Raw genomic sequence first — 24,649 nt, forward strand, 5'->3', positions numbered from 1 at the left:
TTCAAGACTCCTGATGCGCGGGCCCGCCCGCCACTGCGCGGCGCCTGTCGGCGCGGCGGGCCAGTCTCTGATGCACGCCGGCGAACACCACCGGCACGAAGAACAAGGTCGATACGGTGGCCAGCAGCAGCCCCCCGATCACGGCGCGCCCCAGCGGCGCGTTCTGCTCGGCCCCCTCGCCCAGGCCCAGGGCCATGGGGATCATGCCGATGATCATCGCCAGCGCCGTCATCAGCACCGGGCGGATACGGGTGGAGCCCGCTTCCAGAGCGGCCGCCAGCGGCGTGGCCCCATCCTCGCGGCGCTGCCGGGCGAAGGCGACGATCAGGATACTGTTGGCCGTGGCCACACCCATGGTCATGATGGCCCCGGTCAGGGCCGGCACCGACAGCGTAGTGCCGGTGATGAAGAGCATCCACGCAATCCCCGCCAGTGCCGCCGGCAAGGCGGCGATGATGATGGCCGCATCGATCCACGACTGGAAGTTCACCACCACCAGCAGGTAGACCAGCACGATGGCCATGGCCAGACCCACGCCCAGGCCGATGAAGGAAGACTGCATGGTTTCCACCTGGCCGCGAATGACCACCTGGCTGCCGCGCGCGAGTCTGGGCTTGATCTCCTCCACCAGCCTGGCGACCTTGCCGGCCACGCTGGCCAGGTCGGTGCCCTGCACGCTGACATAGACATCGATGGCCGGTGAGATGTTGTAGCGCGAGGCGACCGCCATCTGGCGTCCTGCGTGCACATCGACCAGATTGCCCAGCAGTTGCGGCGGCGTGGTGGCATTGGCCCCCGCGCCCACCGGGATGTTGAGCAGGGCATCGAGCGAATCGACCTGATATTGCGGCGACTGCACCGCGATGCTGTAGACCACGCCATTGTTGGGATTGAGCCAGAAGGCCGGTTGCGTCTGCGAGCTGCCGGACAGCGCAATCAACAGGTTCTGCCCGACGTTGGAGGCCGACAGGCCGAACTGCTGCAGGCGCGTGCGATCCATGCGCAGGTCCAGCGAGGGGCCATCCAGGCGCTGGTGGACGTGGGCATCGACCGCACCCGGAATCAGGCGGATCTGCTTGGTCAGTTCGGCGGCCAGGCGCGCATTGGCTTCCATGTTGGGCCCGGTGAACTGCACGTCGATGGCCGCCGGCAGGCCGAAGTTGAGGATCTGCGTCACGATGTCGGCCGGCTGGAAGAAGAATTCGATGCCGGGGAAACGGCGCGGCAACTGCTCGCGCAACATCGCCACCAGCGCTTCGGTGGGCCGGTGGCCTTCCTTCAGGGCCATCAGGATTTCACCATCGAGGGTGCCGATGGTGCCGGCATTGCTGTAGGAGAGATTGATGCCGGAATTGGGCACGCCCAGGTTGTCGAGGATGGTCTCCAGTTCGGAGGCCGGAATCAGGGTGCGGATGACGCGTTCGACCTCATCGGCCGCGCGTGCGGTTTCCTCGATGCGGGTGCCGGTGGGCATGCGCATGTGCAGGCGGATCTGGCCGCCATCCACATTGGGGAAGAAGTCGCGCCCGAGGAAAGGATAGAGCAGGCAGGACAACAGGCAGAAGCCCAAAAAGCCCAACGCGAAGCGGCGCCGGTGTGCCAGCAGCGAGGACAGCACCAGCGTATAGCCATGGCGCACGCGCTCGAAACGGTTGTCGAAGGCACGATAGAGACGCTGCAACAGGCTCTGTTTGGCGCTGTCGACCTGGCCGTGGCTGCCCATGAGCAGCATCACCAGCGTAGGGACCAACGTGCGCGAGAGCAGATAGGAAGCGGCCATGGCAAACACCACCGCCTCGGCCAGCGGCACGAACAGGAAACGCGCCACGCCCGACAGGAAGAACATCGGCACGAACACGATACAGATGCACAGCGTGGCCACGAAAGCCGGCACGCCGATCTCCCCGGCGCCGACGATGATGGCATCGTGCAGCGGTTTGCCCAGGTGCAGGTGACGTTCGATGTTTTCGATGGTGACGATGGCCTGGTCCACCAGGATACCCACCGACAGCGCCAGGCCGCCCAGGGTCATGAGGTTGAGCGTCTCGCCCAGCGCCGCCAGCATCAGGATGGCCGCCATGATGGACAGCGGAATGGTCAGCCCGATGATGAGCGTGCTGCGCCAGTTGCCCAGGAACAGCAGCACCATGGCCGCCGTGAGGCCAGCGGCGATGAGCGCCTCGCTGATGACGCCGGTCACGGCGGCCTTGACGAACAGCGACTGGTCGAACAGCGGCGTGATCTTGATGTCTTCCGGCAGGGTCTGGGCGGCCGTGGGCAGCAGCTTGCGCAGGTTGTCCACGATGTCCAGCGTGGAGGCGCCGCCGTTCTTGAGAATGGACAGCAGCACGCCGCGCGCGCCATCCTGGCGCACCACGTTGGTCTGGGGCGAAAAGCCGTCGCGCACGTTGGCCACGTCCTTGAGATAGATGGTCGCCCCATTGCTGGTGCGCACCGGCAGTTCGTTCAGACCCGCCACCGCTTCCGGCGATCCGTTGATCTTGACCGAATATTCGGTGCCTCCGAACTTGGCCGTGCCCGAGGGCAGGATCAGGTTCTGGGTGTTGATGGCATTGACCACATCGATGGGCGCGAGTCCGCGCGACTGCAGCGCCGGGGTATCCAGGTCGACCGAGATCAGGCGCGTCTTGCCGCCATAGGGAAAGGGCACGGCCACGCCGGGGATGGTGATGAGCTGCGGGCGCAGAGTCTGCACGGCGGTATCGAAGACGGCCTGCTCCGGCAACGAGGGCGAAGAGAGCGCCAGTTGCATCACCGGAATGCTGGAGGCCGAATACTTGATCACCAGCGGCGGCGTGATGCCCGGCGGCAGCTGGCGAATCTGCGACTGCACCGACGCCACCACCTGCGCGATGGCCTGCTGGATGTTGGCCTTGGGCTGGAAGAACACCTTGATCACCGCCACCCCGGCCAGCGATTGCGACTCGATGTGTTCGATGTCGCTGACCACCGTGGTCAGCCCGCGCTCGTTCTGGGCGGCGATGCGCTGGCCCATCTCCTGGGCCGACAGGCCGTTGTAGTTCCAGATGATGGAGACCACCGGGATATTGATTTCGGGGAAGATGTCGGTGGCCATGTTCTTCAGCGTCAATGGCGTGGCCAGCACGATGAGCAAGGCCATCACGATGAAGGTGTACGGGCGGCGCAAGGCCAGCGCGACCATGTTCATGAACTGCTATCCCTGTGAAACGGGCAGGACCAGGCAGGCTGCCCGTGCGGCGCCTGCCATCCCCTCCCGCGATGCATTGTTCTGTCTTGCGCGGCCCGGCATGCTGCCCCGGTGGCCCGGCCGCGTTCCCTGAGTTGTGATGTCCTGTTGCTGCTGTCGTGCGGTCCGGCTTGCTCTCGAAGACCGTGCGGCGTGGCTATTGTAGCGGCCTCGCGGGGGCCGTGCAGAAGGCTTTTTCGCGGTATCGGTTTCTGACAGAAATGTCAGCGAGACGCTTCTCGCCGGCTGCAAGCACATCCGGAAAAAACTCCACATGACGGCCCCGGCAGGAATGCAGGCGCTATGGCACACTGCCCTTCCCTTTCGTCTTCCAGAACCCATTTCATCAACAGGCGTGAGTGCGCCTGTTGATGAAATGGGTTCTACACATCATGGAATTCCTGCGCCAGCGCATCGAAGCCAGTGTCCTGTCCGTCAGCCGTGGCCCCGGCAGTGCCGATTTCCTGAGGCCCCCGGGCGACCCTGGCCTGTTCGGTCCGGACTCCGCCGCCTGGCAGGTCCACAGCGATTTCACCGCCATGCTGACCGGCGGCGTGGCCGCGCTGCTGCTGCAGATGCTGCATCCCTTGCCGCTGGCCGGTGTGTGGGATCACTCCAACTTCCAGGCCGACATGCTGGGTCGGTTGCGCCGCACCGCGCAGTTCATCGCCGGCACCACCTTTGGCGGACGCGCCGATGCCGAGCGACTGATCGCGCGGGTCAGGCAGATCCATCTGGGGGTCAACGGCGTGGCGCCGGACGGGCGGCCTTATGCGGCCAGCGACCCGGACCTGCTCACCTGGGTGCACGTGGCCGAGGTGCATTGCTTCCTGCAGGGCTATCTGCGTTATCGCCATCCGGATTTTCCGCAGGCGCGGCAAGACCGGTATTTCGATGAAATCGCCCGCGTTGGCGAGGCACTGGGTGCGCGCGACGTACCCCGTTCCCGTGTGGCCATCGCCGACTACATCGAGCGCATGCGGCCGCAATTGCGCTGTGACGAACGCACCCGCGCGACCTTGCAGTTGGTCTTGAATGCACCCGCTCCCAACGTGGTAGCGCAGCCGTGGACACGACTGATGATGCGTGGTGGCGTGGACCTGCTGCCCACCTGGGCGCAGGAGATGCTGGGCGTCACCCCGCGTGGTCCGGTGCGGCGCGCACTGCTGCGGCGCTCAGTGCTGGTGGCCGCGCAGCCGATCCGCTGGGCCATGCGCAATGGCTCCATCCACCTGGCGCGGCGACGCATGGGATTGCCGCCGTTTGGCTGACTCACTGACTTGGCTGACGCTCAGCGTTGCTCGACGCTGCGAAGATAAGCCAGGATGTCATCGATCTGCTTGTCGCTGCCGATCCCCCAGAAGCGCATCTTGTTGCCCGGCACGACATCGCTGGGCGCCTTGAGGAAGGCACGCAGCTTGTCTTCGGTCCAGATGAAACCGGCCGAGGCCATCGCCGGGGAGTATTTGAAATCGCTGGTGGAGCCGGCCTTGCGTCCGATCACGTTGGTCAGCTGCGGACCAAAGCCGCCGCGCGCCGACGGGCCGACCGCATGGCAGCTGGCGCACTTGGCAAAGGCTGCACGGCCGGCCACGGGGTCGCCGGCTGCGTGGACCACCCACGGCAGGCTGGCAAGAACAAGGGCAAACAACAGATGGGAACGCATGATCGGCTCTAACAAGTTCTACCCTGACGGGCGTGCGGAGGATTCTAGCGCTGAACCGCCACCTGTGTCGGGGCATGATCGCGCCGCTGCGCCAGCACACTCCACACCACCAGTGCCAGCAGCGCAATACCGGTCAAGGCCGTGAAGGCCGCACCATAGCCGTAATGCTTGGCGACCACGCCCGCCAGCGCCGGACTCATGGCCGCGCCGATAGACTGGATGGTGGTCACCGCGCCCAGGCCGATGTTGATGTGGCCGCTGCCCTGCAGGATGCGCGCCACCGAACCGGGCAAGGCCACACCCAAGAGACCCGCGCCCACACCATCGAGCATCTGCACCGGCACCAGCGCCCAGGCCGAATCCCACACACCGGCCACCATGCCGCGCAAGGGCAAGGCCAGCAGCGCCACCGTGATCAGGAGCCAGTAACCCTTGCGGTCGGCAAAGCGGCCTGCAAAGAGCGCCGTCGGGATCATCACCAGCTGCGCCACGATCACGGTCAGCGCGGTATAGAGCGCCGGATCAGCACCGCCGCGCGCGACCACCGACTGGCTCAGCAAGGGCAGCATGGCCGCATTGCCGAGGTGGAACAGCATCATCGCCAGTGCCAGCAGCATCAGCGGGCGCGAACCGGCCAGCACGCGCCAGGTGGACAGCTGCGGCTGGTCGGCGGCGCGTTCGGGGTCCAGGCCACGGGCGACATCGTGATCGATGTCCTCGGGCCGGATACGCGAGAGGCATACGAGCGAGGCCACCGCCATCACCGCCATCAGCACGAACACCGCCGGCAGGCCCCAGAAGTAGCCGAGCGCACCGGCCAGCGCCGCCGAGAAGACGTTGCCGGCGTGGTTCCATGCCTCATTGCGTCCCAGTTGCGAAGGCAGGCCGCGCTGGCCGACGATGCCCAGCGTCAGGCCGGCAATGGCCGGTCCGATGATGGCGCCGACGATGCCGGTACCGACCTGCGAGATGGCCGTCACGGTGAAGCCGGGCGAGACCAGCAACAGCAGCGAGCCGGCCACCACCAGCACCGAACCGGTTCCGACCACCAGTCGCTTGGCGCGCACCGCATCGGTCAGCGCCCCGGCCGGGGTGGTGGCCAGCATGCCGGCGATGCCGCCCAGCGTCATGACGTAGCCGATGTCATCAGCGGCCCAGCCGTGGCCCATCAGGAATACACCGAGAAAAGGACCGAGCCCGTCACGCACATCGGCCAGGAAGAAGTTCAGCCTGGACAGCCAGGCGATGGAGCCGGCCTTGGCGTTCATCCGATCGGCCCCTTGAAGATGAAGAAGGCACCCAGGCAGATGCAGCCGAAACCGATCAGGTGATTGATGGTGAACTGCTCACCGAGGTAGAACACCGAGAAGATCGAAAACACCACCAGCGTGATGACCTCCTGCATGGTCTTCAGTTCGGCGGCGTTGTAGACGGTGTGGCCGATGCGGTTGGCGGGGACGGCGAAGCAGTATTCGGCCAGGGCGATCATCCAGCTGACCAGGATCACCAGGTACAGCGGCCGGTTCTCGAACTTCAAATGGCCGTACCAGGCAAAGGTCATGAAGACGTTGGAGACGATCAGGAAAACGATGGGAAGGATTTTTGGCGACATGGCTCTTTTTCTTTATCAGGTGGATGAAGGGAAACGCGAAAGATCGGCCGGAGCGATCCGCCGCCCCGGCCGCAAACCCTTACCGGACGCGGCTGTACAAGGGTTGCAGGGAATCCGCGCTGGCGCCGACGTCGATGGCCTCGATGGCCGTGCCGAGACTGTTGCGGGTCCCCAGTCCATTGGCAGCAAACGGCGCGCCGGGTTCCAGGGGCGTGCGCAGGCTGTCGGGGGCGAAGCGCACGATGCTGCCGTCATCGAGGATGACCCCATTGGCTTCGCCGCGCGGACCGGTCAGGACCAGGGCGATCTTGCCGCGCACGGACAGTGGGCGCAGTTGCGCTGCGCGCAGGTGCGGCGGCAGCGGCGGATTGGCATCGAAGGCGGGCGGCCGGTCGATCACGGTCTGGCCGTTGGCGAGATTGACGATGGCGTCGGCCCTGATCATGCCGGCCGCTTCAGCCTGACCGAAGACGCGCACCGACTGGCCCGGCTTGACCGCGTTCTGCAGCGTCTGCGACAGGTGCGGCGGGAACTTGACCACGGTGCGCTTGCCCACCATCAGGCCGTCGACTTCGCCGTAGGGGTTGATGAGGAAGCGGCTTACGCGGCCTTCGGTGATAGGGGCCTGCGCGGTCATGGCGGCATCGTAGGTGGCAGGTGGCGCGGGCGGCGCCATCGGTGCCACCGGTGCTGCCACCGGGCCAGCTCCCGGCGGCGGGGCCGGGGGCAATGCCTGGGCCTGCGCGGCCATCAGCGCACCCGACAGCATCAGGGCCGACACTGCGGCCAGCGAACGGGGGAGAAAGGATGAACGGTTCATGGCAACTCCTTTGGGGTGAGAGGGGTACGCTGTCTTCTGCAAACCCCGTGCCCGCCATGAATCCCTTTTAAATCAATAGCTTGCGCATCGCCATCACTGGTCGGGTGTCCGTTTTCGTGACACCTGACCGTCCGCTACCGGACACGCTGTCCTCGCCGGCCCGGCACGGCATTGGATTGTCCACAGGCCGATCCGGCCTTCGGACTGCGCCGAATCAGGCCCGCCCCTCGCGCCGCATCGATTGCGGCGGTACGCCAAAGCCGCGCAGGAACACTTCGCGCATGTGGCGGCGGTCACGGAAACCGGTCTCGCGCGCCACCACTTCCAGCGGATGGCGGCTCTGTTCGATCATCAAACGTGCCGCCTCCAGTCGCAGGCCCTCGATGGCCTTGGCCGGGGATTGCCCGGTCTCCGCCGTGAACACGCGGGTGAACTGGCGCGCACTCAGGTTGGCCTGCTCGGCCAGTTCTTCCACGGTCAGCGCGCGCTTGAGATGGCGGCGCGCATAGTTCAGCGCATCCTGGATGCGGTCGGTCTTGGGCGCCAACGCCAGCATTTCGGAATGCTGCGACTGTCCACCGGCGCGATGCTGGTGCATCACCAGCTTGTGCGCCACGCTGCGCGCCACTTCCTCGCCCAGGTCCTTGCCGACCATGGCCAGCGCCAGGTCCAGCCCGGCGGTCATGCCGGCCGAGGTCCACAGGGGGCCATCGACGATGTAGATGCGGTCGTCTTCCACCTGGATGTCCGGAAAGCGCGCACGCATCGCCGCAGCATACGCCCAGTGCGTGGTGGCACGGCGCCGCGCCAGCAATCCCGACTCGGCCAGCACGAAGCCGCCGGTGCAGATGCCGGCGATGCGCCGGGCCTTCCTGGCTGCACGTTGCAGGAAGGCGCGCTCCTCCTGGCTCGCTGGCGACTCCAGCGGATTGCCCACACCGCAGACGACCCAGGTATCGATGGTGGCCGTGGCCGCTGCCCTGGCGGTAGTAACGCGCATACCCAGGGACGAGGTGAGATCACCGCCGTCCACCGAATAGTTGTGTATCCGGTAGAACTCGTGGCCGACGACCTTGTTGGCATATTCAAAGACCGACTGCGTGGCCAGGCCCATGACCTGGAATCCTTGCGTGAGCAGATAGCCGATGTGGTGCATGTCCTGACTCCGTAACGAATGTCCTAAAACACTACCATATACGTCATTTCGGAAGTCCGCAAGCGGCCTAAGATGCACTCCATCGACACACCACACCCAAGGAGAACAGCATGAACCAGCCGCACAACCAAGTCCACCGTGGCACTGCCCTCGTCACCGGCGCATCCTCCGGCATCGGCGCGATCTACGCCGACCGCCTGGCACGTCTGGGCTACGACCTGATCCTGGTGGCCCGCAACCGCGAGCGCCTCAATGCCCTGGCCGCGCGCATCACCAACGAGACCGCCCGCAATGTCGAAGTGCTGGAAGCCGATCTCGGCCAGGCCGATGCGCTGGCCCGGGTGGAAGAGAAGCTGCGCAGCGATGCCAGCATCACCCTGCTGGTCAACAACGCCGGCATCGGCACGCACACGCCGCTGCTGCAAAGCAAGGTCGAGCACATGAGCGACATGATCGCCCTCAACGTCACCGCCCCCACCCGCCTGACCTATGCCGCCGTGCCCGGTTTCGTGGCCCGTGGCCGGGGTGCGGTGATCAACATTTCCTCCATCGTGGCCGTGGCGCCGGAAGTGCTCAATGGCGTCTACGGCGGCAGCAAGGCATTCGTGCTGGCCTTCTCGCAATCGCTGCACCATGAACTGGGCGCCAAGGGCGTGCAGGTGCAGGCCGTGCTGCCGGGCGCCACCGCCACCGACTTCTGGGCCATCGGCGGCCTGCCGGTGGAACACCTGGACCCGGCCATCGTGATGTCGGCCGAGCAGATGGTCGATGCCGCCCTGGTGGGATTCCAGCGCGGCGAACTGGTCACCATCCCCTCGCTGCATGACGAAGACGCCTGGACCCGTTTCGAGAGCGCACGCCAGCACATGGCCACCCAGCTTTCCGCCAATACCCCGGCGCCGCGCTACAGCGGCACCGATCTGCACTGAGCGGCCCGAAGCACCACGGATCGGGCCTTTTTTGTCCCGATATGAACCTTGCCGCGATGGCCCGCTACGGGCGGGCGTTTGCGGCACCCCAACCCTGACCACGTGAAGGAAAATCATGAAACTGACCGACAACACCATCTTCATCACCGGCGGCACCTCCGGCATTGGCCGCGCCCTGGCCGAGGCCTTCCACAAACTGGGCAACCAGGTCATCATCGGCGGCCGCCGCAAGGCCCTGCTCGATGAAGTGACTGCCGCCAATCCCGGCATGGACGCCATCGAATTCGACGTCTCCAGCCTCGCCAGCATCGATGCCGCCGCCGCCACCCTGAAGGCAGGCTACCCGAAGCTCAACGTGCTCATCAACAATGCCGGCATCATGCCCTTCGACGACGCCGGCGGCCTCATCGATGACCAGGTGAGCCGCAGCATCCTCGACACCAACCTGCTGGGCCCGATCCGTTTGACCTCCGCCCTGATCGAGCTGCTCAAGGCCCAGCCGCGCGCCACCATCATCCACAACACCTCGGTGCTGGCCTACGTGCCGCTGGCGGTCACGGCGGTGTATTCGGCCAGCAAGGCGGCCCTGCATTCGTATGCCATGTCGCAGCGCTTCATGCTGCGCAACACTTCGGTGCGGGTGCAAGAGATCGCCCCGCCCTGGGTCGACACCGATCTGGTCAAGAAGAGCGGCGACCCGCGCGCCATGCCGCTGGATGCCTTCATCGCCGAGACCATGGCCAAGCTGGAGAGCGACGCCGAAGAAATCATCGTCGATGCCGTCAAGCCCTTGCGCGACAACCCCGGCGCCAATGAACACGGGCTGGTCAACGGATTCAACGAAGCGCTGATCGCCAATCCCATCCCGGTCTGATCGGGACCGCTCCTCCAACCGCGACCGGCTGTAGCAGAAATCCTTTTCGGGTTCTCTTGCCGCGCTGTGGCCTTGTCGCTCAATACCTCGACCATGTACCTGGGCTTCTCGCTGGGCAGCGCGGCGGGAGCAGGCATCCTGGCATTGGGCTGGGTGGGTGGTATCGGTCTGCTGGCAGGGTGCTGCGCACTGCTGGGCCTGCTGCTGGAAAGACGCAATGCAACGCAGCGTTGAGTCCCGGCACCTGACACCAGCGCGGGCGGGCTAGTGGTCGTCAGCCCCTGGCTCTGCCAGCTTGCGGTACAGCTGCTGGCGCGAGATGCCCAGCCGGCGCGCAGCTTCGGCGCGGTTACCGTTGGCCGCCGCCAGCGCGCGCTGCAGCATCACCCGTTCGACCTGCGCCACCGCTACGGCCAGTTCGCCGTCCCAGTCGATGGCGACTTCGCTGGCGCTGCCCACGGCAGTGCGGTCGGCCAGTTCAATATGTTCAGCCTCGATGCAGGCGCCGTGGCTCATCACCGCCGCCCGCTCCATGGTATTGCGCAGTTCGCGCACATTGCCCGGCCAGGCATGTTGCAGCAGGCGCCGCGCTGCGGCCGGGCTGATGCGCTTGGGCGCATCGCCACCCTGCTGGCGCAGGAAATGCTCGGCAATGGCGAGGATGTCGCCGGGACGCTCGCGCAGCGGCGGTACCTTGATCGACAGGACCTGCAGGCGATACCAGAGATCCTCGCGGAAGCGCCCCTCGCTGATTTCCTGCGGCAGGTCACGATGGGTGGCAGCGATCACCCGCACATCCACCTTCACCGGCTGCTGGCCGCCCACCGGCGTGAGTTCGCGTTCCTGCAGCACGCGCAGGATCTTGGACTGCGTAGGCAGGGCCATGTCACCGATCTCGTCCAGGAACAGCGTGCCGCCATGGGCTTCCTGGAAGCGGCCCAGGCGCGCTGCGGTGGCGCCGCTGAAGGCACCTTTGACGTGGCCGAACAGTTCGCTCTCGATCAGTTCGGCCGGAATGGCCGCGCAATTGATGGCCACGAAAGGACGCGCAGCGCGCAGGCCGTTGCGATGCAGGGCGCGCGCCACCAGTTCCTTGCCGGTACCGGTCTCGCCCAGGATCAGGACGGTGGCGTCGCTGGTGGCGGCGCGCCCGATCTGCTTGAACACCTGGCGCATGGCCTCGCTGTCGCCGACCAGGGCATTGCGTTCGCTGCTGGCGGGGGCATCTGCCCTGTCGGCCGTATCGGTGCGGGGCGCACTCTGGCGCAGGGCGCGCTCCAGTGTTTCCACCAGGGCCGCGCGCGGTACCGGCTTGGTCAGGTGATCGAAGGCGCCCAGGCGGATGGCTTCGATGGTGTTGTCACCGCTGGCGTAGGCGGTCAGCATGATGCAAGGGATGGCCGCGATGGCCGGGGCGCGCTGCAGGAATACCAGGCCATCTTCGTCGGGCATGCGCAGGTCGACGATGGCCGCATCCACCGCGTGCGCGGCCAGCAGGCTCAGGCCGGCAGCGGTACTGCCGGCTTCCAGCACCTCGTGGCCGAGGTCGCCGACGGTCTCGGCCAGACTGCCGCGAAAGGCAGCATCGTCATCGACGATCAGGATGCGCGCCATGGCAACTCCATCTCAAAACGGGCGCCGCGCTCGGAGGCGGCCAGGGTAATGACACCACCATGCGCATGCACGATCTCGCGCACCAGCACCAGGCCCAGTCCGGTGCCGCCGCTGCGCTGGCTGACGAAGGGATCGAACAGGCAGTCACGCAATTCGGGCGGGACACCCGGACCATCATCGGCCACCCACAACAGCAGGGCCCGCTCCTCCCGTTGCTCATTGCGCAGCCTCGCGCCGATCTCGATCTGGCCACCGGCATGGCAATGCGCCAGCGCATTGAGCAGCAGATTGTCGAGGGCGCGTGCCATCTGCACCGGGTCCATTGCAGTGGTGGTGAGACCGCCGGCAAAGCTGGGCAGGTCGATGGCTGCGTGCAGGCGGACCTGCCGCTGCTCGGCCAGTTCGGCGTGCACCTGGCAGCGCGCCTCGATCCAGGCCGACAGGTCGATGCTCTGGCGCTGTACCTGAAAGGGTTGGGCCAGCGCCAGCAGACTGGCCACCAGGGCATCGAGCCGCTCGGTCTGGCTGACCACCATTTCCAGCGCACCGGTCACGCGCGTCTGGCGCACCTGCGCCGGTGCGGCCAGGGCATTCTCGGCCTTCATGCGCATGGCGCCGATGGGATTGCGAATTTCATGGGCCATGCCCGCCGCTACCCGGCCCAACGTGGCCAGTCGTTCGGCGTGGGCGAGCTGGCTGGCCAGACGTTCGGACTGGCGGCGCCAGCGCGTGAGCGTTGCGCCCAGCCAGATGCCGCTGATGATCACGAAGGCCAGCAGCAAGGCGCTGGCCACCAGCAACTGGTTGAGCACGGCAGCACTCATGACCGGTACCCGCTTGAGGGTCCAGGCCGCCAGGGAGACATGCTCCAGCGGCACCGGGCAGGCCGCGAACACGACCGCCTCGCGCAGTCCCGGACGCACATCCGTGACGGTGCTGCCGGCATTGCGTGCGCGTTGCGCGGTCGAGACGATGCGTTCCATCTCGGCGCCTGGCGGATCACGCTTGACCCCGCTGCCGTCATAGGTCGGGAAGGCATAGGCCACCACATCGCGCTGCGGATGCCAGAAGCCGCCCTCGACACCGGGCTGATCGCGCAGGGAGAGGTCGATCACCGCCTGCATCACCGAACTGCCGGGCAGGCCATCGGCATCCGTCTTGCGGCCGGGCGCCACGCCATTGCCCGAGAGCGCATGGGCCAGGCCCGCGCTCATGGTGGCGCAGCTCACCGCCGCCTGGCCGGTGGCCAGGCTGATCTGCGATGAGGCGCCCTGGCGGCTCAGTTGCAGCAGCAGGAAAGCCAGGACCAGCGCGATCAGGGCAATGAAGGCCCACAGGATCAGCAGATCGCGCTTGATGGTGTTCTTGATGTTCAGGAGGCCTCCGGCGCCGGGCGCAGCTGTGGGTGTTCTTGATGTTCTCGCGGTCCAAGGACAGCGCTCGCATTTAAACACGAAGCGCCGCCGGTGATGAATCATCTGACAGGACTGCGCACGCCGGGGTTCAGCATTTTGTTGCAAGACAATCACGTTGCCGGCGATCAAGCTGGAAGCTGGTTTTGCTTTGTGCGTTAATTGCGCCTGGGGTTTTCGGGGGGAAGCAAAATCAAGCAGTTGAAGAAATACCTGGTGGTGGTATTGGGCATCGCAATGCTGATGGTGATTGCCATGTGTGCCAGCACGCTCTATCAGAGTTACCGGCAGACGCGTTTTTCGGCGGTGACCAATGCCGGCAACGTGACCCTGATCTCCCAGCGCGCCATCTCCCGCAACCTGGAGATGCTGTCGCTGTCGCTGGACACGCTGGCCTACCGTTACCAGCATCCGCTGAGCGTTCAGCGGCTCGATGAGTCCCAGCGCTATGCCTATCTGTTTGGCAGCATGGCCGGCGTCGCTCACATCAACGGGCTGGCTGTCGTGGGTGCCAGCGGCGAAGTGCTCGCCAGTTCGCGCCGCGCGCCGGGAGAGGCCGCCCCCAATTATGGCGACCGGGCCTACTTCATCGCGCACCGTGATTCCGCCAGGGTGGGCCTGTACGTGTCGCGGCCGATTCGTGCCAGCCTGGGCAACGAGCTACCCGTGGTGGTGTTGTCCAAGCGCCTCTTCAATAAGGATGGCAGCTTTGGCGGCATCGTCATGATGGCGTTGGACCTGGCCTATTTCCGCGATCTGTTCGAAGGTCTCTCGCTGGGGGACGATGGCGTCATCTCGCTGTATTCGGACGATGGCATCGCCTACATGCGCATCCCCTACCGCGAGGACATGATCGGCCGCGACGCCAGCAGCAGCCCCAATTTCCAGCGCATCCAGCGCGCCCTGCAACATGAGGAAGGCAGCTTCTTCGCGCGCGCCATCAGCGATGGCGTGGAACGGCTCTACACCTTCCGCCGCATTCCTGATTCACCGCTGATCGTCTTTGTCGGCTATGCGGAAGAAGCCATCTTCAAGAGCTGGCGCAAGACCTTGTACGTGGTCGTCCTCTCGCTGGCAGTCTTTGCCCTGCTCTCGGCGTATCTGCTCTGGCACGTCCGCCAGGAACTGCGCCGCCGCGTGGCCATCGAAAAGCGCCTGGAAGAACTGGCCCTCACCGATGGCCTCACCGGCCTGCTCAACCGCCGCGCCCTGGACGAAGCCTTGCAGGCCGCCTGGGAACGCTGCCGGCGCAATCTCAATTCGACCTTCTCGGTGCTGTTCATCGACGTCGACTACTTCAAGCTCTACAACGATACCTACGGTCACAAGATGGGCGATGAGGTGCTGCAGGAAGTGGCGCAGGCCATTGCGGAAAACCTGCCGCGCAATACCGACTGCGCCGGTCGCTACGGTGGCGAGGAGTTCGTGGTGCTGCTGGAGCTGACCGACGGACAAGGCGCGCGCCTGATGGCCCAGCGCCTGTGCGAGGCGGTCTACAGCCGCCTCATCGTGCATGCCGCCAGCCCGCTGCGCGTGGTCACCATCAGCGCGGGCGTAGCCACCCTCCAGCGCGAACACCACCGCCGCGTGGAAGACGTGCTCAATGCCGCCGATGCCGCGCTCTATCGGGCCAAGCGCGATGGGCGCAATGCGGTGCGGGTCAGCGGGGCGGACTGACCGTCAAGGCCGGTTGACCGCTGCAAAGACAAAGGGGCGCCATCTGCATGGCACCCCTCGTTTCATCACGACGCGGCCAACGCATCGGCCACGATCACTCTCAGACTTCGCTCACATCCAGCGGTGCCTCGGTCTTTTCGATCACTTCTTCCTTGGTCACGCCGGCCGCCAGTTCGATCAGCTTCAGGCCGCCCGGCGTGACATCGATCACGCCCAGGTCGGTGATGATGCGGTTGACCACGCCCACACCGGTCAGCGGCAGGTTGCAGTCGTTCAGGATCTTCTTCGAGGTCGTGCCATCCTTGGCCTTGGCCACGTGTTCCATCAGCACCACCACGCGGCCCACGCCAGCCACCAGGTCCATCGCGCCGCCCATGCCCTTGACCATCTTGCCGGGGATCATCCAGTTGGCCAGGTCGCCCTTGGCCGAGACCTGCATCGCACCGAGGATGGCGATGTTGATCTTGCCGCCGCGGATCATGCCGAAGGAATCCGCCGAGCTGAAGAAGGACGAACCGGGAATGGTCGTCACGGTCTGCTTGCCGGCGTTGATCAGGTCCGGGTCCACCTGGTCTTCGGTGGGGAAGGGGCCGATGCCCAGCAAGCCGTTCTCGGATTGCAGCCACACTTCGATATCAGCGGGAACGTGATTGGCCACCAGCGTGGGCAAGCCGATGCCTAGGTTTACGTAGAAGCCGTCCTGCAGTTCCTTGGCTGCGCGCGCAGCCATTTCATCTCTGGTCCATGCCATTTCTGTGTCTCCTTATGCGCGCACGGTGCGTTGTTCGATGCGCTTCTCGGGCGTGGCATTGACCACGATGCGATGCACGAAGATGCCGGGGGTGTGGATCTGGTCCGGGTCGAGCTGGCCCACTTCGACCAGTTCTTCCACCTCCACCACGGTGACCTTGCCGGCCATGGCCACGTTGGGGTTGAAGTTGCGCGCGGTCTTGTTGAAGACCAGGTTGCCGGCCTTGTCGGCCTTCTGCGCCTTCACCAGCGACACATCGGCCACCAGCGAACGTTCCATCACGTAGCGCTCACCGTCGAACTCGCGCACTTCCTTGCCCTCGGCCACCAGCGTGCCCACACCGGTCTTGGTGAAGAAGGCGGGGATGCCGGCGCCACCGGCGCGCAGCTTCTCGGCCAGGGTACCTTGCGGGGTGAACTCCAGTTCCAGTTCGCCGGCCAGGTACTGGCGCTCGAATTCCTTGTTCTCGCCCACGTAGGAAGCGATCATCTTCTTGATCTGGCGGGTGGAGAGCAACTGGCCCAGGCCGAAACCATCGACACCGGCGTTGTTGGAAATGGCGGTCAGGTTCTGCACGCCCGAATCACGCAGGGCGGCGATCAACGCCTCGGGGATGCCACACAGGCCAAAGCCGCCGACCGCAATGGTCTGGCCGTCCTTGACGATATCTTTCAACGCGGTGGCCGCGTCTGGATACACTTTGTTCACGAGTCTCCTTTCGGCTCTTGTCTTGCGAGCAGGGTTGCAAGCGGGCCGGCGGACATGCCGGCTTCAACAGGGAGGGGCAGAGGGGCTTCTCTTGCACGACGCGCGGGGACGTCGCCAGGCACCGTTCGGCTCCGGATAGCGCCAAATATCATAGGGCAGCTGAAATAGGCCATACAATACGGTAAAAATACCTGGCGCAATGCAGCATGGTACCGCCAGGTGCGAGGGATCCGCCGAATATTTGCAGCAACTCCATGACCCAGCCACTTCCCATCGATTTCGAACAGGTTTTCATGCACGCGCCCATCGGCATGTGCGTCTCGCACAATCGCATCATCCAGCAGGCCAACCTGGCCATGGCGGCGATGTTCGGCTACGAGGTGGAGGCGCTGCGGCAGACTTCCTTCCAGGAAATCTATCCCACCGCCGACGAATTCGAACGCACCGGATTGCGCCTGGTGCCCCTCCTCAACGAGAAGGGATTTTATTCGGACGAGCGCATCATGAAGCGCTCCAACGACGAGATGTTCTGGTGCCACGTCACCGGCCATGCCCTGAACCGCGACAACCCGCACGCGGCCGGCATCTGGACCTTCGAGGACGTCAGCGCCAAGCGCCCCATCGCCCCCGGCCTGACCCCGCGCGAACGCGAGATCGCCGCGCTGCTGGTGGAAGGCAAAACCAGTAAGCTCATTGCACGCCAGGTGGAACTGAGCCCGCGCACGGTGGAAATGCATCGCGCCCGATTGATGCGCAAGTTCGCCGCGTCCACCTCCTCCGAACTGGTGCACAAGCTGCTGAGCATCACGCCCTGATCACCCTCGCTCAGAACGGCAGGTCCGCAAAACGCTGCGCCAGGAAATCCAGCATCGTACGCAAGGTCGCCGGCATGTGCTTGCGCGAGGCATAGACGCCATACATGCCCAGCTGCAAGGGTTCGTAATCGGGCAGCAATTGCACCAGATGGCCGCTTGCCACCAGCGGCGCCACCATATAGGCCGGCATGTGGCCGATCCCCACACCGGCGAGCACCGCCTGCAGCAACACCGTCACCTCGTTGGCGCTGATGGTGCCGCCCACCGCGACGCTTTGCGTCTGCGTCTTCGTCTGCGTCTTCGCGGAGGCAGCCCCCTTGCCGCCCCTGGTTTTTTTCTTCTTCGGATCGAATTGCCACAGGCTGCGTCCCACATAGGAATGCGTCAGGCAATTGTGCAAGGCCAGCTCCTCCACCTTGCGCGGCGTGCCGTGGCGCGCAAGGTAATCCGGCGTGGCGCAGATGACCGAGTGGCAGACCCCCAGCGGACGCGCAATCAGGTTGGGTTCCAGCCGGTTGGTCATGCGGATGGCCAGGTCGATGCGTTCTTCCACCAGGTTCACGGTGCGATCCAGCGCCAGCAGGTCCACCGCCACGCCCGGATAGCGGCGACCGTAATCCACCACGGCCTGGATCAGCTGGGTCTGCGCAAAGGAGGTGCTGGCGGTGATGCGCAAGAGCCCGCGCGGTGTTTCGTCGGGGCCATCGAGGGCGTGGCGCATGTCCTCGGAATACTCCAGCATCTGGCGGCAACGCGGCAGCAGTTCGTTACCGGCTGCGGTCAGCGAGATGCGCCGCGTAGTCCGGTGCAGCAGCCGCGCGCCCACCCAGTCTTCCAGCTCGGCCACGTAGCGCGAGACCACCGGGCGCGACAAGTCCAGCTGTTCGGCCGCCGCCGACAGGCTGCCGCTGTCCACCACCGTCACGAAGACCTGCATGGCCATCAGGCGATCCATTGCGCTTCCTTTTTCATTTGAACGATTTCAGAAACAAACTGTGATCGATTATGCTGTTTTTCGAAATCAAAAGCGATCCTATGATGACCACTCCTGACACCCATACACCTCTTTTCGGAGTCGCCATGTTTTCCACCCGTCGCCTGCTGCGTCCCCTGCTGGCCATCGCGGCCACCGGCCTGCTGGCCTTCTCGGGCGCTGCCGTCCAGGCCGCCGCCCCGCTCAAGCTCGATATTTACAATCCCGGCAAGGAAGCCCTCTTCCCGGTCAGCTCGGTGCTGGTCACGGGTGAGCGCGAAGCGATCCTGGTCGATGCGCAATTCGGCCAGCGCGAAGCGCAGCAGCTCGTGGAAAAGATCCGCGCCAGCGGCAAGAAGCTGACCACCATCTACATCAGCCACGGCGACCCGGATTACTACTTCGGCCTGGAAGCCCTGCACGCCGCCTATCCGGAAGCAAAGATCGTGGCCTCCGCGCCGACCGTGCAACACATCAAGGAAACGGCTGCCGGCAAGCTGGCTTACTGGGGTCCGAAGCTGGGTGACAATGCCCCCCGCGCGACCATCACGCCGGAAGTGCTCAAGGGCAAGACGCTGACGCTGGAAGGCCGCAGGCTGGAGATCGTCGGCCTGGACGGTCCGCAACCGGATCGCAGCTTCGTCTGGATTTCTTCGCTCAAGGCCGTGGTCGGCGGCGTGGTCGTGGCCGGCAACATCCACGTATGGATGGCCGATACGCAAAGCATGAAGTCGCGCCTGGACTGGCTCGGTACGCTGGGCCGCATCGAAAAACTGAAGCCGGCCATCGTCGTACCCGGCCACTATGCCGCCGGTGCGCCGCTGGACATCGCCTCGGTGCGTTTCACCCGCGACTACCTGAAGGCCTTCGACCAGGAAGCCGCCAAGGCCGCCGATGGCAATGCCCTGATCGCCGCCATGAAGCAGCGCTATCCTGACCTGGGCGACACCGGCTCGCTGGAGCTGTCGGCCAAGGTCATCAAGGGTGAAATGAAGTGGCCCTGACGCGGCCTGAGTTGATCCTGACTTTAACCTGACTTGACCCCGGCTCGATTTGCTCCCAATCTGCTCGCAGCCCCTCCACCTCAGAAAGGAAACATCATGAAAATCGCACTCATCGGCGCCTCCGGCAACGTCGGCACCCGCATCGTGGACGAAGCCCTGCGCCGCGGCCACAACCTCATCGCCATCGCCCGCGACGCCGGCAAGATCGCCCAGCGCACCGGCGTGACCGCCGTCTCGGCCGACGTCAAGGACGCCAGCGCCCTGGCCGTGGCCATCAAGGGGGCCGACGTGGTGATCTCCAGCGGCCGCTTCACCGCCTTCGGCGCCACCGACCTGCTGCCGGCCGTGAAGGCCGCTGGCGTCAAGCGCCTGGCTGTCGTGGGTGGCGCTGGCAGCCTGGAAATCGCACCGGGCAAGGCGCTCATCGATACGCCGGAATTCCCTGCCGAATACATGCCCGAGGCTTCCGGCGGCCGTGATTTCCTCAATGCCCTGCGTGAGGAAACCGAGCTGCAATGGACCTACCTGTCGCCTTCGGCCATGTTCGTCCCCGGTGAGCGCACCGGCCAGTTCCGCCTGGGCAAGGACGAACTGCTGGTCGATGCCGATGGCAAGAGCTGGATCTCCTACGAGGATTACGCCGTCGCCCTGCTGGACGAACTGGAACAACCCAGGCACGTACGCGCACGCTTCACCGTGGGCTACTGAGCCCATTCGCATCACGGGCCTGATGGTGCAGAAAACCTCAGGCCCGGTGCAACATCATTCAAGTTCAAGGACATCGCATCATGAGCGCTTCGGCCACCCCGCACGAGACCGTGCTTCACTACATCCACGATCCGCTGTGCGGCTGGTGCTACGGCGCCGCGCCGCTGGTGGCGGCGGCGCGCGCGGTGCTGCCGGTGCAGGCGCACGGCGGCGGCATGATGGCCGGACGCAACCGCCGCCGCGTCGACGCGCAGTTGCGCGAGTACGTGATGCCGCATGACCAGCGCATCGCGCAGATGACCGGACAGGCTTTTGGCGAACGCTACTTCAACGGCTTGCTGCGGGATAACGAAGCCGTCTTCGACTCGGCCCCGCCGATTGCTGCCGTGCTGGCGGTGCAGGCGATCAAGGGCGAAGCGGCCGGTCTGGACATGCTGGCCGCGATCCAGAGTGCGCATTACCATCATGGGCGACGCATTTCGGAACTGGCGACGCTGACCGAACTGGCGCAGGCACTGGGCATCGAACCCGCCGCCTTCGCCAGCGAGATGCAGCGTGTGGAATCGGAAGAACTGGCCGACCATATCGAGGCCAGCCGTGAATTGCTCAACTACGTCGGAGGACGGGGCTTCCCGACCTTCGTGCTGCAACGGGGCGACACGCTGGAGGTGCTCGATACCGGGCGCTGGCTGGGGCAGCCGGAAGAGTGGGCGCGCTATCTGCGTGATGAGACAGCGGCCGCGCCGGTGGACGCATCGGAGAGCGCGCCGGTCCGCTGCGATCTGCAGACCGGCCGTTGCGACTGAGCCTGGGGCCGGTTCAGACCGGCAGGCCCAATGCGCGCAATTGCGCCCGGGTCGCTGCGGCATCGACGTGATGGATGCCCTGCCAGCCCAGCGCGCGGCAACCGTCGATGTTCTTTTGCAGGTCATCGATGAAGACCAGTTCTTCCGGCTTCAGACCCGGCAGATGCCGTGAATAGCGCTCCAGCGCGATCTCGAAGATGCGCGGCTCGGGCTTGATGCAACGCTCGTGGCCCGAGACCACGATATCGAGAAACAGCTGCAGGAAATCGTGATAGTCCCGCGCATGCGGATAGGTCTCGGCAGACCAGTTGGTGAGACCGAACACCGGCACCTGCTGCGCATGCAATTCGCGCAGCAAGGCCACGCCCTCGGGCAATGGACCAGGCAGCATCTCGATCCAGCGGTCATAGAAGGCGCGGATCAGCGCCTCGTGCCGGGGATGCTGCCGGATCAGCTGCGCGGTGCCTTCGGCCAGGGTGCGGCCGCCGTCTTGCTGCACATTCCATTCGGGCGAACAGATGTGTGTGAGGAAATGGTCGCGCTCCTGCTCGTCAGCGATCAGCTTGCGATACAGATGCTGCGGGTTCCAGTCCAGAAGTACGCCGCCGAAATCGAAGACGACGGCGCGGATGGGGCTTGGTGCAGAAAACGTCATGGTTGGGCTCACTCTTTCAGGTTCCGACGGGATCAAGGGTCGTCAGTGTGCCATGACTTCCCGGCGCCACAGAGTGTGGCACGCCAGCCGTGGCCAAGTACATTTCCCCTTCGGGGACTGTTTGCATCCTCAGCTACCAGATCCTACAACCCCCGCAAAAAATCAAACAACTCCGGCACATCCGCATACCCCACATTGAAGCGGAAGCTGGTCTTGTGCGGTGACGAGAGATGGAAGAAATCCCCCGGCGCCAGCCAGATGCCCTTCTGCCGTGCCCGGTCCGCGATCTCGCGCGCCGACAGTTCGCAGCCCTCGATGGTGGCCCAGCTGAACATGCCGCCGCGCGCCGCCGTAAAGGGCGTCAGGCCGACTTCGGTGAGCTTGGCATTCAGGGTGGACTGGGCATTGAGCAGCGTGGCATTGAGCGTCTGCACGTGGCGGCGGTGATGGCCTTCGGTCAGGACGTTGTGGACCAGCCGTTCATTGATCTCCGAATTGGTGAGCGTCAGCACCATCTTGGTATGCACGATCTGCCGCGCCAGTTCGCGCTGGCAGGCGATGTAGCCCACCCGCAGCGAGGGCGCGATGGTCTTGGAATAGCTGCCCACGTAGATCACCCGCTGCAAGCCATCCAGCGCGGCCAGCATGGGATCGGTGGCCTGGCCGAGTTCGCGGAAGATGTCGTCTTCCACCACCCAGAAACCATAGCGTTCAGCGGCCTGCAGCACGCGCATCGCGCAGGCCGGGGTATAGGAGGTGCCGGTCGGATTCTGCAACACGCTGGTGGTGAAGAACATCTTGGGATGATGCGTGCGCGCCAGCGTATCGAGCATGTCGGTATCGACCCCGCCCGGCGTGCGCGCCACGCCGATCACGTTCAGGCCGGCCAGGCGCAGCATGGCGATGAGATTGCAGTAACCGGGATCGTCGATCAACACCGTGTCGCCCGGCTTGGTCATGGTACGGATCACCAGATCCAGCGCCTGCGTGGCGCCGTGGGTGGTCAGCACCTGTTCGATGCCCAGCTCCAGCGCCCAATGCCCGAGGAATTGCGTGATGAGCTGGCGCAACGGCGCATAGCCGTATGGATGACCATAGCCGACCTGCTGCGCGCCGGGGGAACGGATGATGCGGCGCTCGGCCTGGTGCAGGCCCTCGTCGTTGAGCCACTTGCCGGGCAGCCAGCCGCAGCCGGCCTTGATGGGCACGCGCTCATCGGCAAACATTTCCGAGAGCAGCCAGGCCGAATCGATGACCGGCTCGGGCGGCACGAAGACCGCACGCGCGCCCGCCTGCCCGGCCCGCGCCGCCACGAAGAAGCCGGCGCCGCGCCGGGCCTGCAGCATGCCGCGGGCGACCAGCTGCTCGTAGGCTTCCACCACGGTGGAAGAGCCGATGTCGTGATGCTGGGCGAACTGGCGCACCGAAGGCAGACGCTCGCCGGAGCGCAATTCCCCCGTCTCGATCAGGCCGGCCAGGCCGGCCGTCACCTGCTCCAGCAGGCGACGGCCGGTCTTGCGTCTCAGGTCCAGTTGCAGCGGCGCGCGCGCAGGCTTGGCCATGTCATCCTTTCGGGCAAAGTGTCGGGCCGGCGGAGCACTGCATTGCTGCCGCGAGCCAAAGTGTAGGGGTAAATTCCAAACTGTATTGGTCACTGTATTGGTACCGCCAGACATCCGGATCATGGCGGATTCCCGATGGATAGAGGGTGTCACGAGATCCCCGGCGGTCGGCGGAAGCACCCGCTTCACGGCGGAAGTAGCAATACAGTTTGCCTTCCTGACCAATACAGTTTCCAGCGAAAATCAAAAGTGTAGCTAACAATACGGCCACTGTCTGGCAATAATCAAGCACCCTCGACTGATTCTCCAATTTCTCCATTTTTTTCACGGTGCCTGCCATGTCCAGCCAAGACCAAACGCATCCGTCCAGCCTGTCGGCCTACTGGATGCCCTTCACTGCCAACCGCAATTTCAAGGCCGCGCCGCGCATGCTGGTGTCTGCCGAAGGCATGCATTATCGCGACGACGCCGGCAATGCCATCCTCGACGGCACCGCAGGTCTCTGGTGCGTGCCGCTGGGCCACGCCCATCCCAAGATCGTGTCGGCCGTGCAAAAGTCGGTGGCCACGCTGGATTACGCGCCCTCCTTCCAGCTGGGCCATCCCAGCGCCTTCGAACTGGCCGAGCGCCTGAAGGCCTATACCGGCGACCGCTTCGCGCACGTGTTCTATACCGGCTCCGGCTCGGAATCGGTGGATACCGCCCTCAAGATCGCCCTGGCCTATCACCGTGCCAAAGGCAATGCCACCCGCACCCGCCTGATCGGCCGCGAGCGCGGCTATCACGGCGTGGGCTTCGGCGGCATGTCGGTAGGCGGCATCGGCGGCAACCGCAAGACCTTCAGCACGGCGCTGCTGCCGGGCGTGGACCACCTGCCGCACACCCACAACCTGGAAAAGAACGCCTTCACCAAGGGCCAGCCGGAATACGGCGCGCACCTGGCCGATGAGCTGGAACGCCTGGTCACCCTGCACGACGCCTCCAACATCGCCGCCGTGATCGTGGAACCGGTGGCCGGCTCCACGGGCGTGCTGATCCCGCCCAAGGGCTACCTGAAGCGCCTGCGCGAGATCTGCACCAGGCACGGCATCCTGTTGATCTTCGATGAAGTCATCACCGGCTTCGGCCGCCTGGGGACGCCCTTTGCGTCCGACTACTTCGATGTGGAACCGGACATCTTCACCACCGCCAAGGGCCTCACCAATGGCGTGGTGCCGATGGGCGCGGTGTTCGTGAAGAAGGAAATCCACGACGCCTTCATGAACGGCCCGGACGGTATAGAGCTGTTCCACGGCTACACCTACTCCGGCCACCCGCTGGCCTGCGCGGCCGGCCTGGCCTCGCTGGAAGTGTTCCAGACCGAAGGCGTGCTGGAGAATGCGCAGGCGGTGGCGGATTATTTCCAGGAAGCGGCCCATGCGCTGCGCGGCCTGCCGCACGTGATCGACGTGCGCACCATTGGCCTCATCGCCGGCATCGAACTGTCTTCCATCCCCGGTCGTGTCGGTGCCCGCGCCTATGACGCCTTCGTGCGCGCCTTCAATGACGGCATCCTGATCCGCGTGACCGGCGACATCATCGCCCTGTCGCCGCCGCTGATCATCAACAAGCAGCAGATCGACGAACTGTTCGGCAAGCTGGCGGCCATTCTCAAGAACCTGGCCTGATCCCCCTTCAC

At 65.1% G+C, this 24,649-nt stretch carries 23 protein-coding genes and 1 pseudogene; 10 read left to right on the forward strand and 14 right to left on the reverse strand.

From position 1 onward, the window contains the following. Position 1: 1 nt before the first annotated feature. Positions 2-3,190 (reverse strand): efflux RND transporter permease subunit, encoded by a 3,189-nt coding sequence (locus tag AACH55_RS23975; RefSeq protein WP_338717184.1) that lies wholly within the window; start codon positions 3,188-3,190, stop codon positions 2-4. A gap of 431 nt (positions 3,191-3,621) precedes the next feature. Between AACH55_RS23975 and AACH55_RS23980 the strand changes: the two genes are divergently transcribed. Further along, positions 3,622-4,500 carry an oxygenase MpaB family protein gene (locus tag AACH55_RS23980; RefSeq protein WP_338720408.1) on the forward strand — a complete coding sequence of 293 codons (879 nt, stop codon included), beginning with the start codon at positions 3,622-3,624 and terminating at the stop codon, positions 4,498-4,500. A 20-nt stretch (positions 4,501-4,520) separates the two neighbouring features. On the opposite strand, the gene AACH55_RS23985 is transcribed toward AACH55_RS23980, so the two are convergent. The 5 genes from AACH55_RS23985 to AACH55_RS24005 form a co-directional block, all read right to left on the reverse strand. Beyond that, on the reverse strand, positions 4,521-4,895 hold the full coding sequence (locus AACH55_RS23985) for a cytochrome c family protein (RefSeq protein WP_338717185.1): 375 nt from the start codon (positions 4,893-4,895) through the stop codon (positions 4,521-4,523). Between the two features lie 44 nt (positions 4,896-4,939). Next, positions 4,940-6,163, reverse strand: coding sequence for an MFS transporter (locus AACH55_RS23990; protein ID WP_338717186.1), 1,224 nt, complete (start codon positions 6,161-6,163; stop codon positions 4,940-4,942). After that, complete coding sequence (locus AACH55_RS23995; RefSeq protein WP_338717187.1) at positions 6,160-6,507, reverse strand: DMT family protein; 348 nt, start codon at positions 6,505-6,507, stop codon at positions 6,160-6,162. The genes AACH55_RS23990 and AACH55_RS23995 overlap by 4 nt, the downstream gene beginning before the upstream one ends. Before the next feature lie 79 nt (positions 6,508-6,586). Next, positions 6,587-7,327: a hypothetical protein gene (locus AACH55_RS24000; RefSeq protein WP_338717188.1), complete on the reverse strand. Its 741-nt coding sequence runs from the start codon at positions 7,325-7,327 to the stop codon at positions 6,587-6,589. Between the two features lie 214 nt (positions 7,328-7,541). Continuing rightward, a complete protein-coding gene (locus AACH55_RS24005; protein ID WP_338717189.1) occupies positions 7,542-8,483 on the reverse strand; it encodes a GlxA family transcriptional regulator in 942 nt (313 codons plus the stop codon). Positions 8,484-8,593: 110 nt separating this feature from the next. Between AACH55_RS24005 and AACH55_RS24010 the strand changes: the two genes are divergently transcribed. From AACH55_RS24010 to AACH55_RS24020, 3 genes and pseudogenes are all read left to right on the forward strand, one after another. Further along, on the forward strand, positions 8,594-9,412 hold the full coding sequence (locus tag AACH55_RS24010; RefSeq protein ID WP_338717190.1) for an SDR family oxidoreductase: 819 nt from the start codon (positions 8,594-8,596) through the stop codon (positions 9,410-9,412). 115 nt (positions 9,413-9,527) lie between these two features. Next, positions 9,528-10,286, forward strand: coding sequence for an SDR family NAD(P)-dependent oxidoreductase (locus tag AACH55_RS24015; RefSeq protein WP_338717191.1), 759 nt, complete (start codon positions 9,528-9,530; stop codon positions 10,284-10,286). Between the two features lie 63 nt (positions 10,287-10,349). Then, positions 10,350-10,520 (forward strand): annotated as a pseudogene (locus AACH55_RS24020) (MFS transporter); the annotation flags it as partial. A 30-nt stretch (positions 10,521-10,550) separates the two neighbouring features. Here AACH55_RS24020 and AACH55_RS24025 read toward each other — a convergent pair. Together AACH55_RS24025 and AACH55_RS24030 are read right to left on the reverse strand one after the other, a co-directional pair. Continuing rightward, on the reverse strand, positions 10,551-11,900 hold the full coding sequence (locus AACH55_RS24025; RefSeq protein ID WP_338717192.1) for a sigma-54 dependent transcriptional regulator: 1,350 nt from the start codon (positions 11,898-11,900) through the stop codon (positions 10,551-10,553). After that, positions 11,885-13,354 carry an ATP-binding protein gene (locus AACH55_RS24030; protein ID WP_338717193.1) on the reverse strand — a complete coding sequence of 490 codons (1,470 nt, stop codon included), beginning with the start codon at positions 13,352-13,354 and terminating at the stop codon, positions 11,885-11,887. The genes AACH55_RS24025 and AACH55_RS24030 overlap by 16 nt, the downstream gene beginning before the upstream one ends. A gap of 120 nt (positions 13,355-13,474) precedes the next feature. Between AACH55_RS24030 and AACH55_RS24035 the strand changes: the two genes are divergently transcribed. After that, complete coding sequence (locus AACH55_RS24035) at positions 13,475-14,989, forward strand: diguanylate cyclase (protein ID WP_338717194.1); 1,515 nt, start codon at positions 13,475-13,477, stop codon at positions 14,987-14,989. A gap of 100 nt (positions 14,990-15,089) precedes the next feature. On the opposite strand, the gene AACH55_RS24040 is transcribed toward AACH55_RS24035, so the two are convergent. Both AACH55_RS24040 and AACH55_RS24045 read right to left on the reverse strand, forming a co-directional pair. After that, entirely contained in the window at positions 15,090-15,740 is a 651-nt protein-coding gene (locus AACH55_RS24040; protein ID WP_338717195.1) for a 3-oxoacid CoA-transferase subunit B, read from the reverse strand. 12 nt (positions 15,741-15,752) lie between these two features. Then, the gene (locus AACH55_RS24045) at positions 15,753-16,448 is read right to left on the reverse strand and encodes a CoA transferase subunit A (protein ID WP_008333508.1); all 696 of its coding nucleotides are present in this window, start codon (positions 16,446-16,448) and stop codon (positions 15,753-15,755) included. Between the two features lie 254 nt (positions 16,449-16,702). On the opposite strand from AACH55_RS24045, the gene AACH55_RS24050 reads away from it, so the two are divergent. Further along, on the forward strand, positions 16,703-17,263 hold the full coding sequence (locus tag AACH55_RS24050; protein ID WP_338717196.1) for a PAS and helix-turn-helix domain-containing protein: 561 nt from the start codon (positions 16,703-16,705) through the stop codon (positions 17,261-17,263). Positions 17,264-17,273: 10 nt separating this feature from the next. Here the strand turns inward: AACH55_RS24050 and AACH55_RS24055 are convergent, their stop codons facing one another. Then, positions 17,274-18,218 (reverse strand): LysR family transcriptional regulator, encoded by a 945-nt coding sequence (locus AACH55_RS24055; protein WP_338717197.1) that lies wholly within the window; start codon positions 18,216-18,218, stop codon positions 17,274-17,276. Positions 18,219-18,343: 125 nt separating this feature from the next. On the opposite strand from AACH55_RS24055, the gene AACH55_RS24060 reads away from it, so the two are divergent. From AACH55_RS24060 to AACH55_RS24070, 3 genes are all read left to right on the forward strand, one after another. Beyond that, positions 18,344-19,240: an MBL fold metallo-hydrolase gene (locus AACH55_RS24060; protein WP_338717198.1), complete on the forward strand. Its 897-nt coding sequence runs from the start codon at positions 18,344-18,346 to the stop codon at positions 19,238-19,240. 96 nt (positions 19,241-19,336) lie between these two features. Next, positions 19,337-19,948 carry an NAD(P)-dependent oxidoreductase gene (locus AACH55_RS24065; RefSeq protein WP_338717199.1) on the forward strand — a complete coding sequence of 204 codons (612 nt, stop codon included), beginning with the start codon at positions 19,337-19,339 and terminating at the stop codon, positions 19,946-19,948. Positions 19,949-20,028: 80 nt separating this feature from the next. Continuing rightward, the gene (locus AACH55_RS24070) at positions 20,029-20,754 is read left to right on the forward strand and encodes a DsbA family protein (RefSeq protein ID WP_338717200.1); all 726 of its coding nucleotides are present in this window, start codon (positions 20,029-20,031) and stop codon (positions 20,752-20,754) included. A gap of 13 nt (positions 20,755-20,767) precedes the next feature. Here AACH55_RS24070 and AACH55_RS24075 read toward each other — a convergent pair whose 3' ends face one another. From AACH55_RS24075 to AACH55_RS24085, 3 genes are all read right to left on the reverse strand, one after another. Continuing rightward, entirely contained in the window at positions 20,768-21,409 is a 642-nt protein-coding gene (locus AACH55_RS24075; RefSeq protein ID WP_338717201.1) for an HAD family phosphatase, read from the reverse strand. Between the two features lie 143 nt (positions 21,410-21,552). Further along, a complete protein-coding gene (locus AACH55_RS24080) occupies positions 21,553-22,971 on the reverse strand; it encodes a PLP-dependent aminotransferase family protein (protein ID WP_338717202.1) in 1,419 nt (472 codons plus the stop codon). A gap of 1 nt (position 22,972) precedes the next feature. Continuing rightward, positions 22,973-23,311: a hypothetical protein gene (locus AACH55_RS24085; RefSeq protein ID WP_338717203.1), complete on the reverse strand. Its 339-nt coding sequence runs from the start codon at positions 23,309-23,311 to the stop codon at positions 22,973-22,975. Here AACH55_RS24085 and AACH55_RS24090 point away from each other — a divergent pair. Further along, positions 23,310-24,638: an aspartate aminotransferase family protein gene (locus tag AACH55_RS24090; RefSeq protein WP_338717204.1), complete on the forward strand. Its 1,329-nt coding sequence runs from the start codon at positions 23,310-23,312 to the stop codon at positions 24,636-24,638. The two genes, AACH55_RS24085 and AACH55_RS24090, sit on opposite strands and share 2 nt — an antisense overlap. Positions 24,639-24,649: the final 11 nt, after the last annotated feature.

Source organism: Herbaspirillum sp. DW155 (genome assembly GCF_037076565.1).
Lineage (GTDB): Bacteria > Pseudomonadota > Gammaproteobacteria > Burkholderiales > Burkholderiaceae_D > Herbaspirillum.